General features: G+C 68.8%; 24 protein-coding genes and 1 tRNA gene. 11 read left to right on the forward strand and 14 right to left on the reverse strand.

Annotated features, from left to right (window positions below; translation table 11 throughout):
• Positions 1-330 precede the first annotated feature (330 nt).
• The 4 genes from ACWEJ6_RS12660 to ACWEJ6_RS12675 are packed head-to-tail and all read left to right on the forward strand — an operon-like array spanning position 331 to position 3,130.
• Positions 331-618, forward strand: a complete 288-nt coding sequence (locus ACWEJ6_RS12660; protein WP_358290831.1) for a hypothetical protein — start codon at positions 331-333, stop codon at positions 616-618.
• Between the two features lie 3 nt (positions 619-621).
• Positions 622-1,353: a prolipoprotein diacylglyceryl transferase gene (locus ACWEJ6_RS12665; protein ID WP_358290828.1), complete on the forward strand. Its 732-nt coding sequence runs from the start codon at positions 622-624 to the stop codon at positions 1,351-1,353.
• Positions 1,350-2,888 (forward strand): radical SAM protein, encoded by a 1,539-nt coding sequence (locus tag ACWEJ6_RS12670; protein ID WP_452423535.1) that lies wholly within the window; start codon positions 1,350-1,352, stop codon positions 2,886-2,888. Before ACWEJ6_RS12665 ends, ACWEJ6_RS12670 begins: the two co-directional genes overlap by 4 nt.
• 32 nt (positions 2,889-2,920) lie before the next feature.
• Positions 2,921-3,130 carry a hypothetical protein gene (locus ACWEJ6_RS12675; protein WP_352365768.1) on the forward strand — a complete coding sequence of 70 codons (210 nt, stop codon included), beginning with the start codon at positions 2,921-2,923 and terminating at the stop codon, positions 3,128-3,130.
• On the opposite strand, the gene ACWEJ6_RS12680 is transcribed toward ACWEJ6_RS12675, so the two are convergent.
• The 3 genes from ACWEJ6_RS12680 to ACWEJ6_RS12690 are packed head-to-tail and all read right to left on the reverse strand — an operon-like array spanning position 3,131 to position 5,246.
• On the reverse strand, positions 3,131-3,589 hold the full coding sequence (locus tag ACWEJ6_RS12680; RefSeq protein ID WP_352365766.1) for a MaoC family dehydratase: 459 nt from the start codon (positions 3,587-3,589) through the stop codon (positions 3,131-3,133). It lies immediately after the preceding gene.
• 11 nt (positions 3,590-3,600) lie between these two features.
• Positions 3,601-4,764, reverse strand: coding sequence for a TolB family protein (locus ACWEJ6_RS12685; protein ID WP_452423538.1), 1,164 nt, complete (start codon positions 4,762-4,764; stop codon positions 3,601-3,603).
• Positions 4,761-5,246, reverse strand: a complete 486-nt coding sequence (locus ACWEJ6_RS12690) for a SigE family RNA polymerase sigma factor (RefSeq protein WP_452423540.1) — start codon at positions 5,244-5,246, stop codon at positions 4,761-4,763. The genes ACWEJ6_RS12685 and ACWEJ6_RS12690 overlap by 4 nt, the downstream gene beginning before the upstream one ends.
• A 220-nt stretch (positions 5,247-5,466) precedes the next feature.
• Here ACWEJ6_RS12690 and ACWEJ6_RS12695 point away from each other — a divergent pair, with 220 nt between their 5' ends.
• Complete coding sequence (locus tag ACWEJ6_RS12695; protein WP_352318114.1) at positions 5,467-6,648, forward strand: ATP-binding protein; 1,182 nt, start codon at positions 5,467-5,469, stop codon at positions 6,646-6,648.
• 103 nt (positions 6,649-6,751) lie between these two features.
• Here the strand turns inward: ACWEJ6_RS12695 and ACWEJ6_RS12700 are convergent, their stop codons facing one another.
• Together ACWEJ6_RS12700 and ACWEJ6_RS12705 are read right to left on the reverse strand one after the other, a co-directional pair.
• Positions 6,752-7,567, reverse strand: coding sequence for a MauE/DoxX family redox-associated membrane protein (locus ACWEJ6_RS12700; protein ID WP_452423542.1), 816 nt, complete (start codon positions 7,565-7,567; stop codon positions 6,752-6,754).
• Positions 7,564-8,511 carry a hypothetical protein gene (locus ACWEJ6_RS12705; RefSeq protein WP_452423544.1) on the reverse strand — a complete coding sequence of 316 codons (948 nt, stop codon included), beginning with the start codon at positions 8,509-8,511 and terminating at the stop codon, positions 7,564-7,566. Before ACWEJ6_RS12705 ends, ACWEJ6_RS12700 begins: the two co-directional genes overlap by 4 nt.
• Positions 8,512-8,726: 215 nt before the next feature.
• Here ACWEJ6_RS12705 and ACWEJ6_RS12710 point away from each other — a divergent pair, with 215 nt between their 5' ends.
• Positions 8,727-9,257, forward strand: coding sequence for a SigE family RNA polymerase sigma factor (locus tag ACWEJ6_RS12710; RefSeq protein WP_452423546.1), 531 nt, complete (start codon positions 8,727-8,729; stop codon positions 9,255-9,257).
• A 14-nt stretch (positions 9,258-9,271) separates the two neighbouring features.
• Here ACWEJ6_RS12710 and ACWEJ6_RS12715 read toward each other — a convergent pair whose 3' ends face one another.
• Positions 9,272-9,763 carry a MarR family winged helix-turn-helix transcriptional regulator gene (locus ACWEJ6_RS12715; RefSeq protein ID WP_358290806.1) on the reverse strand — a complete coding sequence of 164 codons (492 nt, stop codon included), beginning with the start codon at positions 9,761-9,763 and terminating at the stop codon, positions 9,272-9,274.
• Positions 9,764-9,857: 94 nt separating this feature from the next.
• Between ACWEJ6_RS12715 and ACWEJ6_RS12720 the strand changes: the two genes are divergently transcribed.
• The 3 genes from ACWEJ6_RS12720 to ACWEJ6_RS12730 all read left to right on the forward strand — a co-directional run bounded on the left by ACWEJ6_RS12720 (position 9,858) and on the right by ACWEJ6_RS12730 (position 11,124).
• Positions 9,858-10,418 (forward strand): YceI family protein, encoded by a 561-nt coding sequence (locus ACWEJ6_RS12720; RefSeq protein ID WP_352318104.1) that lies wholly within the window; start codon positions 9,858-9,860, stop codon positions 10,416-10,418.
• A 164-nt stretch (positions 10,419-10,582) separates the two neighbouring features.
• Positions 10,583-10,674 (forward strand) — tRNA-Ser (locus ACWEJ6_RS12725).
• Positions 10,675-11,001: 327 nt separating this feature from the next.
• Positions 11,002-11,124 (forward strand): hypothetical protein, encoded by a 123-nt coding sequence (locus tag ACWEJ6_RS12730; RefSeq protein WP_452423548.1) that lies wholly within the window; start codon positions 11,002-11,004, stop codon positions 11,122-11,124.
• Positions 11,125-11,318: 194 nt separating this feature from the next.
• Here the strand turns inward: ACWEJ6_RS12730 and ACWEJ6_RS12735 are convergent, their stop codons facing one another.
• The 3 genes from ACWEJ6_RS12735 to ACWEJ6_RS12745 form a co-directional block, all read right to left on the reverse strand.
• Positions 11,319-12,293, reverse strand: coding sequence for a DUF4360 domain-containing protein (locus ACWEJ6_RS12735; RefSeq protein WP_452423550.1), 975 nt, complete (start codon positions 12,291-12,293; stop codon positions 11,319-11,321).
• A 71-nt stretch (positions 12,294-12,364) separates the two neighbouring features.
• Positions 12,365-12,694 carry a hypothetical protein gene (locus tag ACWEJ6_RS12740; RefSeq protein ID WP_452423552.1) on the reverse strand — a complete coding sequence of 110 codons (330 nt, stop codon included), beginning with the start codon at positions 12,692-12,694 and terminating at the stop codon, positions 12,365-12,367.
• A gap of 703 nt (positions 12,695-13,397) precedes the next feature.
• A complete protein-coding gene (locus ACWEJ6_RS12745) occupies positions 13,398-13,529 on the reverse strand; it encodes a hypothetical protein (protein ID WP_452423822.1) in 132 nt (43 codons plus the stop codon).
• On the opposite strand from ACWEJ6_RS12745, the gene ACWEJ6_RS12750 reads away from it, so the two are divergent.
• On the forward strand, positions 13,470-13,805 hold the full coding sequence (locus tag ACWEJ6_RS12750; RefSeq protein WP_452423817.1) for an ester cyclase: 336 nt from the start codon (positions 13,470-13,472) through the stop codon (positions 13,803-13,805). The genes ACWEJ6_RS12745 and ACWEJ6_RS12750 overlap by 60 nt on opposite strands.
• Before the next feature lie 960 nt (positions 13,806-14,765).
• On the opposite strand, the gene ACWEJ6_RS12755 is transcribed toward ACWEJ6_RS12750, so the two are convergent.
• From ACWEJ6_RS12755 to ACWEJ6_RS12770, 4 genes are all read right to left on the reverse strand, one after another.
• Positions 14,766-15,326, reverse strand: coding sequence for a DoxX family protein (locus tag ACWEJ6_RS12755; protein WP_452423554.1), 561 nt, complete (start codon positions 15,324-15,326; stop codon positions 14,766-14,768).
• 284 nt (positions 15,327-15,610) lie between these two features.
• The gene (locus ACWEJ6_RS12760; protein ID WP_387677505.1) at positions 15,611-15,979 is read right to left on the reverse strand and encodes a VOC family protein; all 369 of its coding nucleotides are present in this window, start codon (positions 15,977-15,979) and stop codon (positions 15,611-15,613) included.
• A gap of 2 nt (positions 15,980-15,981) precedes the next feature.
• Positions 15,982-16,359 carry a VOC family protein gene (locus ACWEJ6_RS12765; RefSeq protein ID WP_452423556.1) on the reverse strand — a complete coding sequence of 126 codons (378 nt, stop codon included), beginning with the start codon at positions 16,357-16,359 and terminating at the stop codon, positions 15,982-15,984.
• Between the two features lie 135 nt (positions 16,360-16,494).
• Positions 16,495-17,595, reverse strand: a complete 1,101-nt coding sequence (locus ACWEJ6_RS12770; RefSeq protein ID WP_452423558.1) for a S1 family peptidase — start codon at positions 17,593-17,595, stop codon at positions 16,495-16,497.
• Between the two features lie 185 nt (positions 17,596-17,780).
• Between ACWEJ6_RS12770 and ACWEJ6_RS12775 the strand changes: the two genes are divergently transcribed.
• Entirely contained in the window at positions 17,781-18,299 is a 519-nt protein-coding gene (locus ACWEJ6_RS12775) for a hypothetical protein (protein ID WP_452423560.1), read from the forward strand.
• Here the strand turns inward: ACWEJ6_RS12775 and ACWEJ6_RS12780 are convergent.
• Positions 18,256-19,437 (reverse strand): MFS transporter, encoded by a 1,182-nt coding sequence (locus tag ACWEJ6_RS12780; protein ID WP_452423562.1) that lies wholly within the window; start codon positions 19,435-19,437, stop codon positions 18,256-18,258. The genes ACWEJ6_RS12775 and ACWEJ6_RS12780 overlap by 44 nt on opposite strands.
• Positions 19,438-19,579 lie beyond the last annotated feature (142 nt).

Raw genomic sequence — 19,579 nt, forward strand, 5'->3', positions numbered from 1 at the left:
CCGCCACCGCCACAGGCGAGGCCGACGGCCCCGCCACCGCCACAGGCGAGGCCGACGGCCCCGCCACCGCCACAGGCGAGGCCGACGGCCCCGCCACCGCCACAGGCGAGGCCGACGGCCCCGCCGCCATCACAGGCGGGGCCAATGCCCCCGCCGTCGTCACAGGGGGGATCGATGCCCCCGCCGTCGTCACGGCCGGCACCGTTGTCGCCGCCACCGTCACAATCCTGGGCGGGGAACTTCCCGCCGCCCCCGTCGTCACCACCGCGACCGTCACGGTCGACGCATCTACCGCCGCCGCCACCACCACCCAGCAGTCGCAACTCCGCGATGCTTCTCGGCGCGATGCTGGTCGTCGGCGTGTTCACCTACACCGTCGTCAACGGCATCGTGGGCTTCTTCGCCTTCTTCTCCGCCATCAACGGCACGAACAAGGGGGTCGTGATCGCCGCCGCGGTGCTGCTGGCCCTCGTCGGTCTCGGCGGTGGTCTGGGGTTCGGCCTGGTCCGCAAGTCGTGGTCCCGAGGTCTGGGGCTGGGGCTCGCGATCGGCTGGGCACTGTGGTCCATGCTGACGGCCGGAGTCTGCACCGGCCTCAACCCCAGCCTGTACGGCTGAACCATGCCTTACCACGAGATATTCGTCGGCCTGGGCGTCCTGGTGGCCTCGGTGGTCTTCGTCCGCGAGGCCAGGGCCAGGGGCGCGCTCAACGAGCAGTCACTGGTCGCCGTCACCGGAGCCCTGGTGGGGGGCGCGATCGGCATGCGTCTGGCGGGCTGGCTGGAGACGCTCGACCTCGCCGACCTCTGGCTGTACGGCTCCCGCAGCATCCTCGGCGGACTGACCGGCGCGTACGTCGGCGTGCTGGTCGCCAAGAAGGTCATCGGCTACAAGGAGCGCACCGGTGACCTGTTCGCCCCGGCGGTGGCGCTCGGCATGGCGATCGGCCGTATCGGCTGTCACCTGACCGAGGCGCCCGGCAGGCCCACGGACCTGCCCTGGGGGGTGCACGCGCCGCCGTCCACCCCGGAATGCCCGGGATGTCTGACGGGCCAGGCCATGCACCCGTCGTTCGTGTACGAGATCGTCTTCCAGCTGGCCGCGTTCGTCGCGCTGCGGTGGGCGCGCAAGCGGCTGACCGAGCCCGGCGAGCTGTTCACGCTCTATCTCGCCGGATACGCGGCCTTCCGGTTCCTGGTCGAGTTCACCAGGGCGAACGAGACGTTGTGGCTAGACCTGACCGGGCCGCAATGGTTCCTGGTCCCTGGCCTGACGCTGCTCGCGCTCAGGCTCGCGTACGGGTGGCGTCGCGGCCACTACGATGCCCTTTTCAAACGGAAGGTCACGACATGAGCGCAGGGATGGGGCTACGGGGAGACCGCATCCTCCGGTACGTCAACGCGTTCTGCCCGAAATGCCACGGCCGGGACCTCGACCAGGTCGAACGGCTGAGCGGCTGGCTGGCCGAACGCGACGGCAAGGTGTGGCTGGAACGCGGCTGCCGCGAACACGGCCTGATCCGCACGCTGTACGACGAGGACCCGGAGATCCTCTCCTACCTGGAGGAGTGGACCGCTCCCACCAAACAGCACATCCCCGACGTGTCCGGAAACTTCGCCCCGATCCCCGGCGCGTACCTCGACGGCCTGCCCGAGATGCAGACCCAGCACACCTGCATCCTCCTGGAGGACATCGCCGAGGCGTGCAACCTGCGCTGCCCCACCTGCTTCGCCGACAGCTCGCCCGACCTGAGCGGCGTCGTCCCGGTGGCCGACGTGCTGGCGAACGTGGACCAGCGTCTGGCCAGGGAGAACGGCAAGCTCGACGTCCTGATGCTGAGCGGCGGCGAGCCCACGCTCCACCCCGAGCTGAAGACCCTCCTCGCCGAGCTGGTGAGCCGGCCGGTCACCCGCATCCTGATCAACACCAACGGCATGCTCATCGCCAGGGACGACGCCCTGCTCGACCTGCTCACCGAGCACCGCGACCGGGTGGAGGTCTACCTCCAGTACGACGGCTCGTCGGCCGAGGCGTCCAAGCACCACCGCGGCGGCGACCTGCGCCGGATCAAGGCGGAGGCCGTACGGCGGCTGTCGGAGCGGGAGATCTTCACGACCCTGGTCATGACCGCGGCCCTGGGCGTCAACGACGGCGAGATCGGCGACGTCGTGCGCCTCGCGCTCGACACGCCGTTCGTCGGCGGCGTGTCGCTGCAACCCCAGTTCGGCTCGGGAAGATCGGGCGTCATCGACCCGTCCGACCGGCTCACCCACACCGGGGTGCTCAAGCGGCTCGGCCCGCAGACCGGCGGCCTGGTGACCTGGCGCGACCTGACCGCGCTGCCCTGCTCGCACCCCCACTGCTGCTCGGTCGGCTACCTGATCCGCGACGACGCCCAGCAGTGGCGCTCGCTGGTCGCCCTGATCGGCCACGACCGCCTCAAGGAGAACCTGGGCCTGGTCTCCAACCGCATCGCCGACTCCGAGCTGCCGCGCGAGCTGCGGATGGCCGTCCAGGAATCGCTGCTGGGGCTGCTGTCGGAGCAGTCGTCGCTGTCCCACCCGCAGATCGGCGACCTGTGGCGGGACATCTGCGAGAACTGCGACCTGGGCGTCGCCACGCTGCTCACCCTCGCCTCCTCGGCGCTGCCCGGCCGGCGGAAGAAGCTGCGCAGGATGCTGGGGGAGCGGGTGGTGCGGATCACGATCAAGCCGTTCATGGACATCTCGACCATGATCGAGGAGCGGCTCACGCAGTGCTGCGTGCACGTCGGCACGCGTGCCGAGCAGGACCAGTGCGCGCCGTTCTGCGCCGTGCAGGCCTGGCCGCAGTTGTCGCGGCAGCGGCTGTCCGCGGTGGCCGCCAAGCCGGGGCTGGTGATCCTCTGAAGGGCCAGCCGTACGATCCGCTCCGGTTGTGCGTGTACGCCACCGTGGCGCTGCTGGCCTGGCTGCTCGGGCCGTGGGCGGTGCTCGGCTTCGCGGCGCTGGGGTTCGCCGGGTACTGGAAGGCGCGGCGGGCCGGGCTGACCCGGAGCAAATGCCTGCTCAGGGACACCCGGCTCGTGCTGGCCTATCTCGGGCTGATCGGGCTCGCCGCGGTGGTGGGAATCGTCCTGTCGCTGCGGTGATCAGCTCGCGGGGACGTACAGGATGAGCGACTCGGCGATGCAGGCCGGCCGGCGCTCGCCCTCGATCTCGATCGTCATCTTCAGGTTGGCCAGATAGCCGGCCGGGGTGCCCTTGACGTCGGTGAGCTCGCCCACGGCCCTGACCCGCGCGCCCACGGGCACCGGCCGGGGGAAACGGACCTTGTTCAGCCCGTAGTTGACGCCCATCGCGATGCCCTCGACGCGCACCATCTCGAACATGAACGTCGGCAGCAGCGACAGGGTCAGGAAGCCGTGGGCGATCGTGCCGCCGAAGGGCCCCTCCTTGGCGCGCTCCACGTCCACGTGGATCCACTGGTGGTCGTCGGTGGCGTCGGCGAAGAGGCCGACCTGCTCCTGGGTGACGGTGCGCCACTCGGTCGGGCTGAACGTCTCGCCCACGGCCGCCTTGAGTTCCTGTACGTTCGCGAAGGTCCGCATGGCCACGAACGCTATTGCGCGGGCGGGACGGCTGCCAAGTTGAGCAACCGGTACTCCTTCCCCGAGACCGCCCAGTAGACGATCGTGCTGGGCTCGGCGGACCGATCGTCGCCCCACCAGATCCCCACCCGCTCGAACGTCACCAGCGCGCCGGTCGCGAGGTCGTACACCTCGCCGTCGGAAACCGCGAAGCGGTCGAGAGCCGGGTAGTCGGCGAGCCGGGGCGCGAGGCCGAGCCCCTGGGGCTCGATCGCGCCGGTCCCGTCGGCCCGCTGCAGGTACGAGCGCCCGCCCTGGGCTCCCCAGCACCAGAACGGCCCGCACCGCAGCGTCACGACGTCCCGGGGGACGACGACGCGCACGGTGTAGGGGTCGCCGGACAGGTCCACGACCTTGGTCTGGACCTTCTGCGAGTCGTCCGCGTCCGTGGCCCACGGCCACCTGATGAGGTGCAGGCCCTCGCTGCCGGGGATCAGCCGCGGCGCTTCGCCGCCTGCGAGCGGCATCCACCACACGCCTCCGCCGCCCTCCGACCAGATGATCCGGTCACCGTTTACGGCGATGCGCTCGATCCGGAGGTGCTCGCCCGTCATCGCGGCGACCCGCCGGGGCGCGCCGCCCGCGAGCGGGGCCGTCCAGATCTCGCGTACGGGGGTGCCGTCGTCGCGGAGGGCTTTCACGTACCAGGCGAGGTTCGTCCCGTCGAACGCCGGCGGCTGGGGCAGGTACGTCCTCATGCCGGGAGGGACCGTCAGTCCGGCGAGCTCGCGGAACGTCCGGGTGACCGTGTCGTACACCTCGAACAGGCGGAACGTGTCCTCCCTGGGGCCGGTGGCGACCAGGATCCGCGTGGCGTCGAACGCGGTGAGCGGGAAGCGCCGCCATCCGTCCGGCCCTTGCGCGGGCATCGTGGTGACCGCCTGCGGCCACGCCCGTTCCAGGGGCACGACCTGCGGCGCGGCGACGGGCCGCGGCGCCTCCTCCCGTCCGTTCCCGGTGGTGAGCGTGACGGCCGCGATCACCGCCGCCACCGCCGTCGCGGCGGCCAGCCCCTGTGTACGCCGCCTGCGCCGTCGCCGTCTGCGCGCCGCCACCCCGCCGAGCAGGCTGGACGGTTCCGGCGCACGGTCCGCCGCCGCCCGCAGGGCCTCCGCCAGGTCGTCCTCGCTCCTCATGTTCGTCCCTTCTCGAACAGCCCTGGCCTGATGCGCAACGTCTGGAGCGCCCGGAACGCCTGGCTGCGGACGGTTCCGCGGGAGATGCCGAGGACGTCGGCGATCTCCTGGTCCGACAGGTCCTCGTAGTACCGCAGCACCAGGACGACCCGCTGCCTGCGCGGCAGCGTCGCCAGCTCCCGCCACAGCTCGCCGGAGGAGTGGCTGTCGGTGTACGCCCCCTCGGGCACCTCGCCCGTGAGCTGCTCCCTGCGCCGCCGGCGCCACCAGCTCACGTGCTGCCGCGCCATGATCGTGCGGACGTAGGACTCCGGGTTGTCCTTGTTGCGCACCTTGCGCCAGGTGTCGCCGAGCTTGAGCAGCGCCTCCTGGACGAGGTCGGCGGCGTCGTCCGGATTCCCGGTGAGCACGTATCCGTACCGGAGCAGGGCGGCGCCACGCGCTTGCACGAACTCCTCGAACTCCACAACACCCAGACGCACGGGCGTCCCGGACTGTTGCAAAGATCTTTTACTCGAAACCATCGCATGCATGTTCGAGTCCGCGCTACAGTTCTGGGTATCGAAATCGAACAAGGGTTCGGCCTGGTGAGAGGGGGTGTGTCCGATGACGATGCTCGCCACAGCTCCCGCTCGGACACGCCGTAGCGCTTTCTTCCCAAATCTAAGACGGCCGCTATATCCGGCAATAAAGTCCGAGAGCGTGGACCCTGTGCGCAATCCCTACGCCCCCGGCGCCGGGCAGCGTCCGCCGGAGCTGGCCGGGCGCGACCGTGAGCTGCAGCAGTTCGAAGTGGTGCTGGAGCGGGTCGCCCGAGGCCGCCCCGAGCGCAGCATGGTCGTCACCGGCCTGCGCGGCGTCGGCAAGACCGTCCTGCTCAACACGTTCAAGTCCATGGCCATGCAGCGGCTGTGGGGCACGGGCAAGATCGAGGCCCGGCCCGACCAGTCGATCCGGCGTCCTGTGGCGGCCGCCCTGCACATGGCCATCCGCGAGCTGGCGCCGCGTCACCGCGCGCCCGAGCGCATCGAGGAGTTCCTCGGCGTGCTGAAGGCGTTCGCGATGCGCGACCCGTCCGCGGCCAAGGGCACCTCCCACTGGTCGCCCGGCATTGAGGTGCCCGCCAGCCGCGGGCGCGCCGACTCGGGCGACCTGGAGATCGACCTCACCGAGCTGTTCGTCGACGCCGCCGGCGTGGCGACCGACCTCGGCGTGGGCATCGCGCTGTTCATCGACGAGATGCAGGACGTGCAGTCCGCCGACGTCTCCGCGCTCTGCGCCGCCTGCCACGAGCTGTCCCAGTCGGGCGGGCCGCTGATCGTGGTGGGCGCCGGGTTGCCGCACCTGCCGAGCGTGCTGTCGGCCAGCAAGAGCTATTCCGAACGGCTCTTCCGCTACGCGCGCATCGACAAGCTCGATCGTGAGGCCGCCGACCTGGCGCTGATCCTGCCCGCGCGGGAGGAGAAGGTCGAGTTCACCCAAGAGGCCCTCGACGCGCTCTACGAGGCCGCCGACGGCTATCCCTACTTCGTCCAGGCGTACGGCAAGGTCGCCTGGGACCTCGCGCTGCGCAGCCCGATCACCCTCGACGACGTCAAGGTGTCCGCGCCCGAGGCCGAGGAGGAGCTCGCCGTGGGCTTCTTCGGCAGCCGCTACGAGCGGGCCACCCCCGCCGAGCGCGACTACATGCACGCCATGGCCCAGATCGGCGACGAGCCGGTCGCCACCGCCGACGTGGCCGACGCCCTCGGGCGGAAGCCGTCCAGCCTCTCGCCCGCCCGCGACAGTCTGATCAAGAAAGGGCTCATCTACAGCGCCGAACGCGGTCTGATCGCGTTCACGGTGCCGCACTTCGGAAGGTTTCTGCGGGCTCAACCCATTTGAGCGCCGCCCCTAGACCTCTATTGGGCTGTCTAGTGGGGAAGCTAGACAGCCCAATAGAGCTGTATCGCCATGCCCGGATAGAGAAATCTAGGGCTCTCTAGCGTCACGCCGATACGGACGTATATTCCGGCAGAGAATCGCTGTCGTCGCTGCTCACGACCGCCACGCGCACCGCCGGACGCCGTCCGCTCAGGTAGACCGCGAAGACCACGTCGTCGTGGTCGTGGCCGGTGAAGACGAAGAAGCGCCAGCACAGCTCGCGCCAGCTGTCGTACGGTTCGGACGAGGTCAGCGCCTCCCGGTACGTCCGCCACGGGCCGCTGGACCTGAGCCTGGAGAGCATCACCTGCTCGGCGGGGCCGGGGCGCTGCTCGCAGGGGGCGCGGTACCGTACCCGATCGATCAGCTCCTCGATCTCGGGGGAGAGCAGCGCGATCACCGCCACCCCCGCGGCCGTGAACCAGGTCGGATGGGTCATCGCCGCCCAGCCTGACGCCGGCGCGGCCACCGACAACGCCGACATCCCGGTCAGCACGACCGTCCGGCCGATCGAGCGCATGCCGACCGGCGCCGAGCTGACCTCGCCGAAGCAGCCGCAGCCCGCGTCCGGACGTCGCCTGCGCAGCTCGATCAGCACGTACGTGGACAGAGCGAAGAAGCAGACCGTCCCCCACCTGAAGATCGGCGCGGTGGTGGCCAGCAGCCCGACGGCGAGCACCAGCTCGCCCGCCGCGCAGACCAGCAGCGAGGGCGCCTGCATCCGGCCGGGCATGAGCACGGCCGGGCCCAGCCTGGACAGGGCGCCCGGCTCCCCGCCCCCGCGGACCGTGACCACCTTCGCGCCGGTGCCCATGACCAGCAGCACGATCAGGATCGGCAGCTGCGATTCCAGCACGCCCGTCTCCAGCACGTCCGTCACCCCAATCCGATCTGAGCGTTGAAGCAGCCTTTGATCAACTCGCCGCCCAGCTCGACGAACGAGGCCGGCGACAGCTCGGCGACCCGGCCGCGTGGCGAGGTCTCGCACTCGACGCAGCGGTCGCAGAACCGCCCGGCCAGGCAGCCGCAGGCGACCACCGGCAGGTTGGCCGTGCGGCCGGCGCACGTGTTCCTGATCTGCAGCAGCGAGCCGATGGCGAGGTAGGGCAGGCCGGTGCAGGAGAGCCCGGCGTCGGGGCAGCCGGTGTCCACGCGTTCCAGCATCGGGTACGCCGCGCCTCGCTCCTCCTCGTCGAACGCGTCGGACCAGGTGGCGGTGCCGGAGATGCGCCCCTGCGCCCCGGCGTAGGCCGGCGGCGGAGCCGGGACGCTGCCCGACCGGTGGGCGGGCTGCGAGGTCGCCGGCAGCAGCGCCAGGGCGGAGCCGTCGCGCCTGATCCCGATCGCGTCGAACAGGTAGCCCGGCTCGAACTTCGGATGCCGCACCTGCAGCCGTCCGGTGGCCGGGTAGGGGATGACGATCGTGCGGGGGCCGCGGTGGGGGCCGCAGTCGAGCTCGACCGTCAGCTCCCCGCGCCCCTCGATCGAGACGATCGTGCCGGTGAGGCGGGTGGTGTCGGCCCAGATCCGCTCGACCACGCGGCCTTCGCGCAACGTGCGCATGAGCACCCTGGAGCCCACCGGGAGGTCCGCGGGCGCGATCTCCGCGCCGTGCCAGGCCGTGGCCCAGGGGGCGATCACCAGCCGCTCCTCGGTGCCTTCTGGGGTCTCGATGGCGATGAGATGCGGGCTCACGTCAAGGATCTCGCCGGTGACGGCGCATAAAGGCGCGCCGTCGGCCGGGTCGGGGCCGGCGATGCCCGGGGCGCGGCCCAGCGCGGCGGCCGCGAGCAGTCTGCGGCGCTCGACGTTCGGATAGCCCATCCGCCCTCCCTCGTCAGGTACTAGGTTCACATGACTCCGGAGCGGCTCGTGCCGCGGCGAACAGATGGGAGCAAAATACGCATCCCCGGGGAAGGTAGCTGACACCCGCCTTCGAACAATCTGCCACCGACCTTGACTGACCTTTGTCTTCGTCGGGCCGAAACCTGAATTGTGGCTCAGTCGCAAAAGGGCATCAGGCTGCGATTCTGGCCACGATGCAGACCACCGGGTGGGAAGAGGAGTTCCGCGAGTACGTCATGGCCCGCGGTCCCGCGCTGCTGCGCGCCGCCCGTCAGCTCACCGGGCATCCGCTGGACGCGGAGGACCTGTTGCAGAGCGCCCTGGCCAAGACGTACCTGGCGTGGGGCAAGATCGAGGACCGGGGGGCACTGGACGGGTACGTCCGCCGGGCGATGGTCAACATCAACATCTCGCAGTGGCGGCGGCGCAAGCTGGAGGAGTACCCGTCGGACGATCTGCCCGAGGTGGCCACGGTGGACCCGCCGACCTGCGGGGAGGTGCACGAGCTGCTGGAACAGGCGCTGGAGGGGCTGCCAGAGCGGATGCGGGCCGCGATCGTGCTGCGGTACTACGAGGACATGACCGAGCCGGAGATCGCCAGGACGCTCGGGATCAGCGTCGGCACGGTCAAGAGCACGGTGTCACGGGCGATGGGCAAGCTCAGGAGCGCCTTGGGGATCCCCTCGGACGCGGGAGGACCGGGGGTTCCGGAGACGTCCTCGTAGGAGCGCTCCAAGGATCAGTTGAGCGAGGGGGTGGTCTCCTCGGCGCCGGCGGTCGCGCAGGGGCGGACGACGTCTCTGATCTTGCGGAGCGTCTGCAGGAACGCGGCGAGCTCGTCCTGGCTCAGCAGGCCGGTGAAGGTGTCCTCGATGTCCTGAAGGTGCTGGGGGAGGACGCTCGCCAGCCGGTCGCGGCCCTCGTCCGTGAGCGCGGCGTAGGAGGCCCTGCGGTCGGTGGCGCACGCCTGCCTGGTCACCAGGCCCTCGCGTTCGAGCCGGTCGACGACCCTGGTCACGCCGCTGGTGGACAGGCCCGTCTGGGCGGCCAGGTCGGTCATCCGCAGCGCCTGCCGCGGTGATCGGGCCAGGCGGATGACGGTCTCGAAGTCGATGCCCGACAGCCCGGCCGCGCTGAAGACTGGCTGCATCCGGGCCGTCAGACCTGCGTGAACCTCGGCGAGCAGGCCCATCGCCGTCAGCCTGGGGTCATCGATGTGCTTCACGTCCATACCTTAACCGACGTTAGTTGACTTGCGGAATATTCCTCGTGTAGACATTTGTTGCCGCAGACATCCGCACAGCAACGTTCCCAAGGAGAACCCGATGAGCACCCGCACCTGGGAGTCCCTGACCATCCCCGCCGCCGGCACGTACAACCTCGACGTGGCCCACACCCGCATCGGGTTCGTGGTCAAGCACATGATGGTGAGCAAGGTCCGCGGCCGCTTCGGCGACTTCAGCGGCACCGTGACGATCGCGGAGAACCCGCTGGAGTCCACGGCCGAGCTGACGATCAAGACCGCCAGCATCGACACCGGCGTGGGCGACCGCGACGGCCACCTGCGCAGCGACGACTTCCTCGCCGTGGACAAGTTCCCCGAGATCACCTTCCGCAGCACCCGCGTGGTCGGCCACTCCGGCGACGAGTTCACCGTCGTCGGCGACCTGACCATCCGCGACGTCACCAAGGAGGTCGAGCTCACGGTCGAGTACGGCGGCGCCGGCACCAACCCCTGGGGCAACTCGGTCTGGGGCTTCTCCATCAACACCGAGTTCGACCGCGAGGAATTCGGCCTGACCTGGAACCAGACCCTGGAGGCCGGCGGTGTGCTCGTGGGCAAGAAGGTCAAGATCGAGATCGAGGGCGAGGCGAACCCCGCCTGAGCTGGGTTGTCCACACCCCGGAAGCCCGCCCTGGCATGGGGCGGGCTTCATCCACAGGTGGTTACCCACAGGCTGTTGATAACTCTTGGTGAAGGCACGACGCGCAACCGCTTTGCCGCCTCGGCAGAAGGCCGGTACGCTGTGCTGAGCCGCGATGGCTTCCAGGAGGATTCGCCTAGTCAGGTCTATGGCGCCGCACTGCTAATGCGGTTTGGTGGCAACACCATCCGGGGTTCAAATCCCCGATCCTCCGCCAGGCGGAAGGCCCTCTCCCTTGATCGGGGAGAGGGCCTTTTTGATCTCCGAAGGTGTCGTAGTCACAACGACCCGGGATTTCCCCAGAGAGCGGAGGCGAGCTCGCCCGTGTCGCGCACCAGGGGTGTGGATACGTGGGTGTAGGGCTCGGTGGTGGTCACTCGGGGTGTGGCCGAGCACTTGATGAACGATCCGGATGTTCACACCTGCTCGATGAGGACTGTCGTGGCGGTGTGGCGAGCGTCGTGACCCGGACGTTCTGGACGCCAGCCTGCTGAAGGATGGGCTTCCAGATCTTCCAGTCCTCTGTGCGCTCGCTGGGAGAGCCGTGCTTGGTCGCGAACACCAGGCCATGGTCTTCCCGTCGATCTCCCGCCCTCTCCCGCTCGGCATCCTGCACCACGGGATGTGCCTTGAGCTGGGCGAAGAGTTCGAGCGGGCACGGGCCTGAGTTTGCTCTTGCCCTTCCTCTGGTGGAAGACCAGGCCGCCGACGGTGCACTTGGGGCACTTGTCCGCATGGCCGGCGCAGTCATTGAGGCGGGCCCGCTTGTAGCAGGCATGGCCTGATTCGGTGCAGCCCGGCTTGCAGGTCGGCTGATGTCCGTGGATCGTGCATCTCTTGTGGCGGGAGCGTCGACCTGACTCAGCAGGAGGTGGTCGTCTCGGCTACGCAGGAATCGGTGCCCGGCCCTCCGTTGGCGGTGTCGATGCCCGGCCCACCCAGGATCCGGTCGTTGCCGGCTTCGCCGTCGAGGCTGTCGTTGCCGTCGTCGCCACTGATGTCGTCGTCGCCGTTGCCGCCGAAGACGGTGTCGTTTCCGGCGCCGGCGGAGATCCGGTCGTTGCCCGCGAAGGAGAGGATGACGTCGTCGCCGCCCAGCGCGGCGATGCGGTCGGCGAACGGTGACCCGCAGATGACATCGGCGCCCGCGGTGCCGACGATGGTCTGCCCCGAGGTGGCGGTGCGCCGGTCGATGGTGCAGCTCGGTCCGTTCTGGAGCGTCCCGTCGACACTGCTGGTGTTGAAGTAGCCGCTGCCGGTCTCTGCGGGGTTGTTGGTGAGGACCAGGCCCGTTGCCACGTTCAGCGCGCGCGTTGCGCCCTGCGCCGACGCCACGTCGTCGTGAAGCAAGATCCGGTCGGAGAAGAGGTACGAGTCGTCGTGCGGCCCCGAGATCTGCGAGCGAACCGACTGAGCCGGGATGGGAGCACCGTTGAAGTTGTAGCTTGCGCTCTGCGTCGCGCTCATCCCTGCTTGGTCCATGAGCGCGTAGCCCTGGTAGGAGAACTTGGCGGTGGAAAGCGAGGTCCCCGACGGCGTATGCACGCTCAGCGAGAGCGTGCATTCCTTGTCCGAAGCATCACTACCAGGTTCGATGAGCGTCTCGTATGAGCTGAATGTAACCGTGAACGACTTCCCGTCGGGGCTGATCGCCGCCTCCCATGTACCGGGCGGGCACCCGTTTCCGTTCGCGCTGACGCTCGAGATGTATGCCTCGGCCGGGTTGGGGGCAGAGGATGCCGCGACCGCGGGCGTCATGACCGCTGCGGTGAGGACGGTGGCGGCGAGTGTATGTGCGGCCAGCTTTGGGAGGGCGTTGCGCATGATGAATGGCATGGGTCATTCCTTTCCGTGGTGAGCATCTTGGCGAGAACGTTAGGTGTTCTCCTGGGGCTCATTGACGTGCGTCAGATCGAGCTCGTGAATGGTGTCGCGGTAGCGCGGGTGCCGGAGCTGTTCTTTTTGTATCCGCCCACAGCGCTGCGATAGTGCGACAAGGGAGATACCCCGGCGTCAAGCATGAAAGACGTGCGCACTTTTATGAGCGGGCAAACAATCAGCAATGAGCGAAAAGAGAGCACATCCTTGATGTCCGAATATTCGCCATTAAAACGGATATTATTCTGACGTGTAGCTCCCGAAAATTCCGATTCGCGCAGATATGCCATGGTTTGGAGAATCTGGCCCATCGTGTGGCGGTGGGCCGGGGGCAACAACCGCAGCAGCAACCGCGCCATATTCGGGCCACGTCGAGCGGTGTCGATGACCCCTCCGAGCAGCACAACAGCCTGTAGCGATCTCGCTGCCGAGATTTCATGGCTCGGAAGCTCCCGGGCTGGACTCGGCGTCGGCCTGGGGAGACGGTATCCCACTGCTCGGCTTCGTCTCCCGTCGACGCGCAAGCTCGTGCTCGTTGGGAGCCGCTTTGGCTTGCCGGGAGTCGTCGTCGCAGCCGGAGAATGTTTGAGAAGCCGTCTCCCTGAGTCGAGCAGCGAGCACGCGTGTCGACTCGGTAGGTCGGCGATGAGCTATGGCTACATTGATGTCCGTCACTCCACGCTTGGTGATCAGGCGGCAGTGGGGCTGGTCCAGTTGCAGTTCTAGTTGTAATCCCGTCTCGTATGTAGCCCGTCCAGTAAGACCAACGCGGCCAGGTGGTCCAGGGGAACCAATAGGGACACGCAAGATCGAGCTGCTGATGCGGTTTGGTGGCAACGCCGTCCGGAGTTCAAATTCCCGATCCTCCGCCAGGTGGAAGGCGCTTCCCTGATCTTCGGGGAGGGCCTTTTTCGGTCTCTGCGCGCCGCGGGTTGCAGTTGACCCGTCAGCCCCCGAGGGCTTCGACGGCGACGGGACGATGAGGCAGAGGGCGATGTGCGCGGAGGACATAAGAGCCTGGTGGCATCTGAAACCGCTGTATATGGTCCTTCTATGTCGGACTCAGTCGAAGCCAGCCGTGATCATAACGCCGACGTCGTACGCCGCTACCTTCGAGTGTTTGAGACACGGAATATCGCAGACCTCAAGGAACTCGTGGCTGAGGACGTACTCATCCACGGTGGCGGCCAGCATGTCAGGGGCCGTCAATATCCAGAAGGATCGGTCATGACTCCCGGTCTGTCCAACTGCCGCGTGCACGTGGACGACCTCTTCGCCGCCGAGGACCGCGTCACCGTGGCCTTCACCTTGACCTACACCCACGATCGCACCGGCCGCGACCTCACCATGACCGGTGTGAAGTCTTACCGGCTGCACGGCGGTCAGATCGTCGAGTTCTGGGGCGAGACCGACCTGTACGGCCTTCTCCGCCAAGCCGGACTGGTCCCCGAGCAGATCCCGTCGTTCTGACGACTTCGCTGAGTAGCTCGTTCGGGAGCCACCGTGGGAGCCGTCCGACCGGACGATCCTGACGGGTGAGATCCGAGCTGTTGATGCGGTTTGGTGGCAACCGTCCGAGGTTCGAATCCCCGATCCTCCGCAGATGAAAGGCCCTTCCCGGTCTTCGGGGGAGGGCCTTCTTCGGTCTCTGCAGGCTTGTGGGTTGTACTTGGCGTCAGCCCCGGAGGGTCGAGCCCATGCGGTCACCGGCGTCCTTCCACAACCTCCGGTTCCAGGACCGCCGACTCGGCAGTCGGGCGTCTTTCGTACATATGTGCGATCCCCTAATCTGTCGTGAGCATGGAAGCCGGGTGATCGAACGAGAGGGACGCATGGGGGTCTTCTACGACTATTACCGGGCGGCGAACAGGCAGGTCGCTGCGGAAAAGCCTGATTACCCACGTGCGGTTGAGAAACCCATGCCGGGGGTGGCCACGTTCGACGCCGTGGACGCCAAGTGGATCGACCCCGATGTGATTCTTGGCCGGCTCATAGCGTTTGCCAGAGACGTTCCGTACAGCGTGGACCTGGTGCGGACGACCACTGTCTATCCGCCGCCCGAGGGCGCTCCGGCGACGATGGAGGAGTGGGAGGCCCTGCCCGACGACTCCCCTTACAAGGACGGGCCGGGAATCGAGGAGCTCCCTGCGGACGTGCGCGACACGTTGGCCGGCGTCCCGGACGGCAGGTTGGACGAACTCGTCGAGCAATGGGAGCAGATCGAGGAGTTCGCCTTCGTGCCACCGGGCGATGGATACCTGCTGGAGATCCTTACCGGGCTGCGAGGTCTTGCACCGGGCGCAGGTGGAAGAGCAGATGATCTACTGCTGGATCGGTCTCTAGTCTCCGCCGGTGCCGGGGTTCGAGCCCATGGCACCTTGTTCTCAGCGGCTGCCGTGCGGGCACGGCCCGGGCGTGCCGGGGCGGTGATCAGAACTGGACGTTGGTCATCGTGTACCAGGTCGGGGCGAACGTCAGCAGGACCAGGGCCACCAGGACGGCGAGGGCGCCGAGTACGCGCCGGGTGGTGAGGGGCGCGGGGGAGATGGGGCGCTGCTTCCATCGTCCGGCCGTGAGGAAGGCCGCGACGCCGCCCAGGAGGAGGTTGGCGGGAACCAGTTCGTACTCGCCGCGCAGGATGTGGAAACCGGCCGCGAGGATCATCGTCAGCGTCAGGCCGGCGGCGGCGAGCGGCGTCAGCATCGGCTTGACCTTCGTCATCGCCGGCAGGATCAGGGCGATGCCGCCGAGCACCTCGACGATCCCGATGAAGACGATCAGGGACTGCGGCACCGCCGCGTACCAGGCCACCGCCCGGGGTGCTGTCGCGAACAGGGCGTCGTCGTACAGCAGCACCTTGCCGAAGCCGCTGCCGGCGAAGAAGAAGCCCCACAACGCTTGGAGCGACCAGAGTGCGCCGTTGAGGGTGAACCTCATTCTGCGCGTCCTGGGCTGCTGCTCGATGTCCGTGATGCTGACGTGGTGGCTCATGTCCTGTCACTGCCTTTTCTGATCGGATTTGCGGGGGAACTCGCCGATGCTTCGTGCCTTCGTCAGTACGTGGTGAGCGGTGCGTGCTGACGGGGCTTATCCGAACACGGAGGCGAGGTCGTGCGCATCGTCCGTGGGACAGGGTGGGACATGGGGGAGGCGGCCTACCTGCGGAAACGCGAGTTTTGCCGTGACCGCGGGATGGGACGCTCGGCGGTGGGGCGGGCGCCGCAGGGTGGGGAAGGTGTTCCTGCGGCGCCGAACCGCGGCCCGGCTTCCGGGCGTCAGTCCTGAAGGACTGAGAGGACGTTTCCCGCCGGGTCGGTGAACCAGGCGATCAGGGGGCCGCCGCCGCGGAAGATGCCCTTCTCGTCGGTCTTCAGCTGGTCGTAGCGCTGAAAATGCACGCCGCGGGCCGCCAGGGCGTCGACGGCCTGCTCGATGTCCTCGACCGGGAAGTTGAGGATGGTGAAGGTTGCGGGGACGTGGTCGGGTTTGGGGTAGACCAAAATGTCGGTGCCGCCGGCGATGTGCAGGGTGAGCAGGCCGTTCGACTCCGACACCGCCAGCCCCAGGGTGTCGCCGTAGAACGCCTTCGCGGCGGCCAGATCGTTGACGGAGAATCCGCTGAACGCCTTCGTCTTGCCGAACATCGTCACATCGCCTTCCGGTGGTCCTCGCTGAGCTGGATGATCTGGACGTAGTTGCCGTCGGGGTCGATCGCCGTGGCGAACAGGCTGCCCTCGCGGTCTTCCAGCTCGGCCAGCCAGGACACGCCCGCCTCCTCCATCCGGGCGACGATCGCGCGCGCGTCGGGGACGTCGAAGTTGAGTATCACCCGTCCGGGCTCGGGATTCTTGTCCGCCACGTCGGCCCGGGTGTCGATGATCAGGTGGAAGTTGCCGAACGTGAGCACGCCGTAATGGGTGACGTCGGTGTCGGACTCGGGGTCGAGCACGGTGGCGTACCAGGCGCGTAGTCGGGCCGGGTCGGTGCTGGCCAGGAGCAGGCTGTTCAGGTTGGGGCGCGTCATCGGTGCCTCCCGGTGGTCGGTGCGGCGGAGGGGATCCGCTTTCGGGAGGGCAGACTCGGCCGGGCGCGGGAACTCATCGGTGGCGCGCGAACGGATTTTCTGAGGGTGCCGGGTGGCCCTGGAGGAGGGCGGGGGTCAGGCGGTGCGGAGGGTCAGGCCGTACGCGCTCAGGATCTCGTTGACGGGCTGGAAGTACGTCGTGCCGCCCGTGCTGCAGTTGCCGGAGCCGCCCACGGTCACGCCCTGGGCCTGGCCGCCCGAGATGAACGGTCCGCCGGAGTCGCCGGGTTCGGCGCACACGTTGGTGCGGGTCAGGCCGTACACGGTGCCCTGCGCGTAGGTGACGGTGGCGTTGTGCTGCTGGACGGTGCCGCAGTGCCAGCCGGTGGTCGGGCCCCCGCGGCAGACGGACGCGCCCACCGTCGCCTGGACCGAGCCGCGTACGGTCACCAGCGTCCCGCCGGGACCGCGGACGTACGGCTGCGCGGTGTACCCGGGGGTGGCGACCCACGCGTAGTCGTTGCCCGGGAAGGACGAGCCCTGGAAGGTGCCGGCCGGTGACTTGACCAGGTCGCCGGTGTGCCCGCAGTGTCCCGCGGTGACGAAGCCCGGAATGCTGCCTTTGGTGACCGAGAAGCCGATCGTGCAGCGCATCGAGCCGACGTAGAAGGGGTCGCCGCCGATGATGTCGGCGTACGTGCGGGGCAGTTCGGCAGACGGCGCCACCACGACGGCCGCGCTGCGCGCCGCCGCCGCCAGGGCCGCGGCCGGTGCGGACCCGGACGGTGCGGACCCGGACGGTGAGGGGACCTGGAGGACGACCCGGTTCGCGCGGACGTCGGCGTACCAGAGGGCGGGGCCCGTCCGGATGCGGCGGGCGGCCCGGTCCAGGCGGCGGACGACGGCGTCCAGCTCCGACAGTGAGTGCCGCACGACGACGGGACGCGCCCCCCGGGCCGAGATCGCGGCGGTCCGATCGGGGTCGGTGGTGGCGACGACGAGGGCGGAGGCGTCCTCGGTCAGCCACGATCCGCCGTAGGAGTCGCCCAGCGAGGTGGCCAGTTCGGCCTCCAGGGCGGCGGCATGCCGCTCGTTCGCCAGCCGGGTGACCACCGCGGGCTCCGAGAGGCCGAGGTCGCGCGAGAGCGCCTCGATCACGGGGTCGGACGCCGCGTGGGCGGGGGTGGCCAGGCAGGCGGCCACCAGGGTGATGCCTGCCACTGCACAGCGAAACATGCCGCCGCTCCTCGATGGGGGGTTCTGTCACGGTAACGGCTGACAGACAAATGAGGAGATACCAAATATTTCCTATTAAGGCGATATGCCCGTCCTTCCGGCCACCGGCCACAAATGGAGATTTTTCGTCCTAAAGTTGTAACTGGTGGTATGTCGGTATCGTATTGGGCCTGGAGGTGTTCCCTATGGGTAATGGTGTTCGTCATTTCGCCGGGGCCGCGGCGGGGGTCGCCGCGATCCCGTTGATCGCGGCCGGTCTCCTGTACGGACCCCGCGCGACCACGTCCGTCCCCGACTGGACGGCGACGGCGGCGCTGGCGGGGACCGCGGTCCTCATCGGAATCCTGGCCGGTTCCCGGATTTCTCCGGTCGCCTCGCTGCTGCCCGGCCTGGCTTTCACGGCCCTGGCCGGGGCGGCGGTCGTGCGGGCCGCCACGGGAGGCGACCGGAGAATGGGATTCGACCTGGTGCCCGCCGATTATCTGGACGCGTACGCGGCATTGCTGAATACCTGGTCGTTGGTGGTCGGCGGCATTCTGCTGACCGCTTCGCTGTTCCCGTCCCGCTGGCGGGCGCGCCGGGGCGGGGCGCCGGCTCCGGAGAAGGAGGGGGAGGAGCCGCCGCCGCTGCCCAAGCGCGTCCCGTTCGCGTCGAAGAGGATCACATCGGCGCGACCCGCTCCCGGGCCAGCCACAGGGCGATGACCACGTACGGCAGGACCAGGAGGGCGAACGTCGTGCCGTGGGACAGGAACGGCGATCCCGCGCCGTAGGCCGTGTAGACGGCCAGGGTGACCACGTTCGTGCCGAGCCCGGCCACCGACGTCACGGTGGCCCGCTGATCGCCCGAGACGCGTTCCTGCAGCCGCGTGTCGGCCACCACGCCGGCCATCTGGAACGCCCCGAAGGCGCCGGCGACCAGCACGAACCCGGCCGGATGCGGAACCAGCGCGCCCGCCGCCATGGCCACCGCGGCCAGCCCCAGGACCAGCGCGAACGACCGCTCGCTCAGGCGGCGGGCGGGCCCCGCCAGCAGGCCGCCCGCCGCCGCCCCGACCCAGACGGCCAGGACGAGCAGCGGAACGGCCGTCCTGGACGCGCCGGTCGCGGCGGCCAGGAAGGGCACGTACTCCTCCAGAGCGCCCCAGATCGCCGTCACGACGGAGATCAGGACGATCGCTTCGAGCACGTTCCGATCGGTACGGGCCTCGGCCACACCGGCCCGCAGAACCGCGAGATACCGCCCGTCCGAATCAGTGGACGTCTCAGTGGACGTCTCAGTGGACGCCGCTCGGGCAGGACGCCGCTCGGGCAGGGTCAGCGCGGTGGCGGCGCACAACAGGCAGGCCGCCACGCTGGCCGCCCCCACCGCCGGATATCCGCCGGCCGCGAAGACGGGCGTGGCGAGGGCGATCGCCGACGCGGCGGCGGCGATGTCGATCGAGTGGGCCCGGCCCATGACGGCGGCGTACCGGCCCTGGAGGCCCCGACGTTCGAGCTCCTCGTACGCGAGCGCCTCGAAGGCGCCCGAGACGAGCGCGCCCTCGGCCCCCCACAACACGAAGCCCAGCGCGAAGGCCCAGTAGGACGGGAACAGCACCCACAGCCCGAAGCCGACACCGGCCAGCAGCGGGCCCAGGAACAACAACAGCCTGCGGGACACCGCGTCGGCCCAGGCGCCGGAGGGGATCTCCAGCACCATGCCGGTCACGGACCAGATGACGAACAGCGAGGACGTCTCGGCCACCGAGAGCCCGGAATCGGTGAACAACAGCGTGTACACCGGGTAGAGCAGGATGAACTCGCCGAGGAACGTGTAGACGTAAAGCTTGGGGACGAACATGCGGCCCTCTCGGAAGGGGCGGACAGGGACTCCGTCTGGTGCTCGGCACCTCGGAGGCCCGCGCGCGCTCCTGCCGCGTCGGCCGCTGGTGGTTCATCAATGTCGCCAGTGCATGCCCGGAGTCTAACCCCGGCCCGCCTCC

This window comes from Nonomuraea sp. NPDC004702 (genome assembly GCF_053601695.1).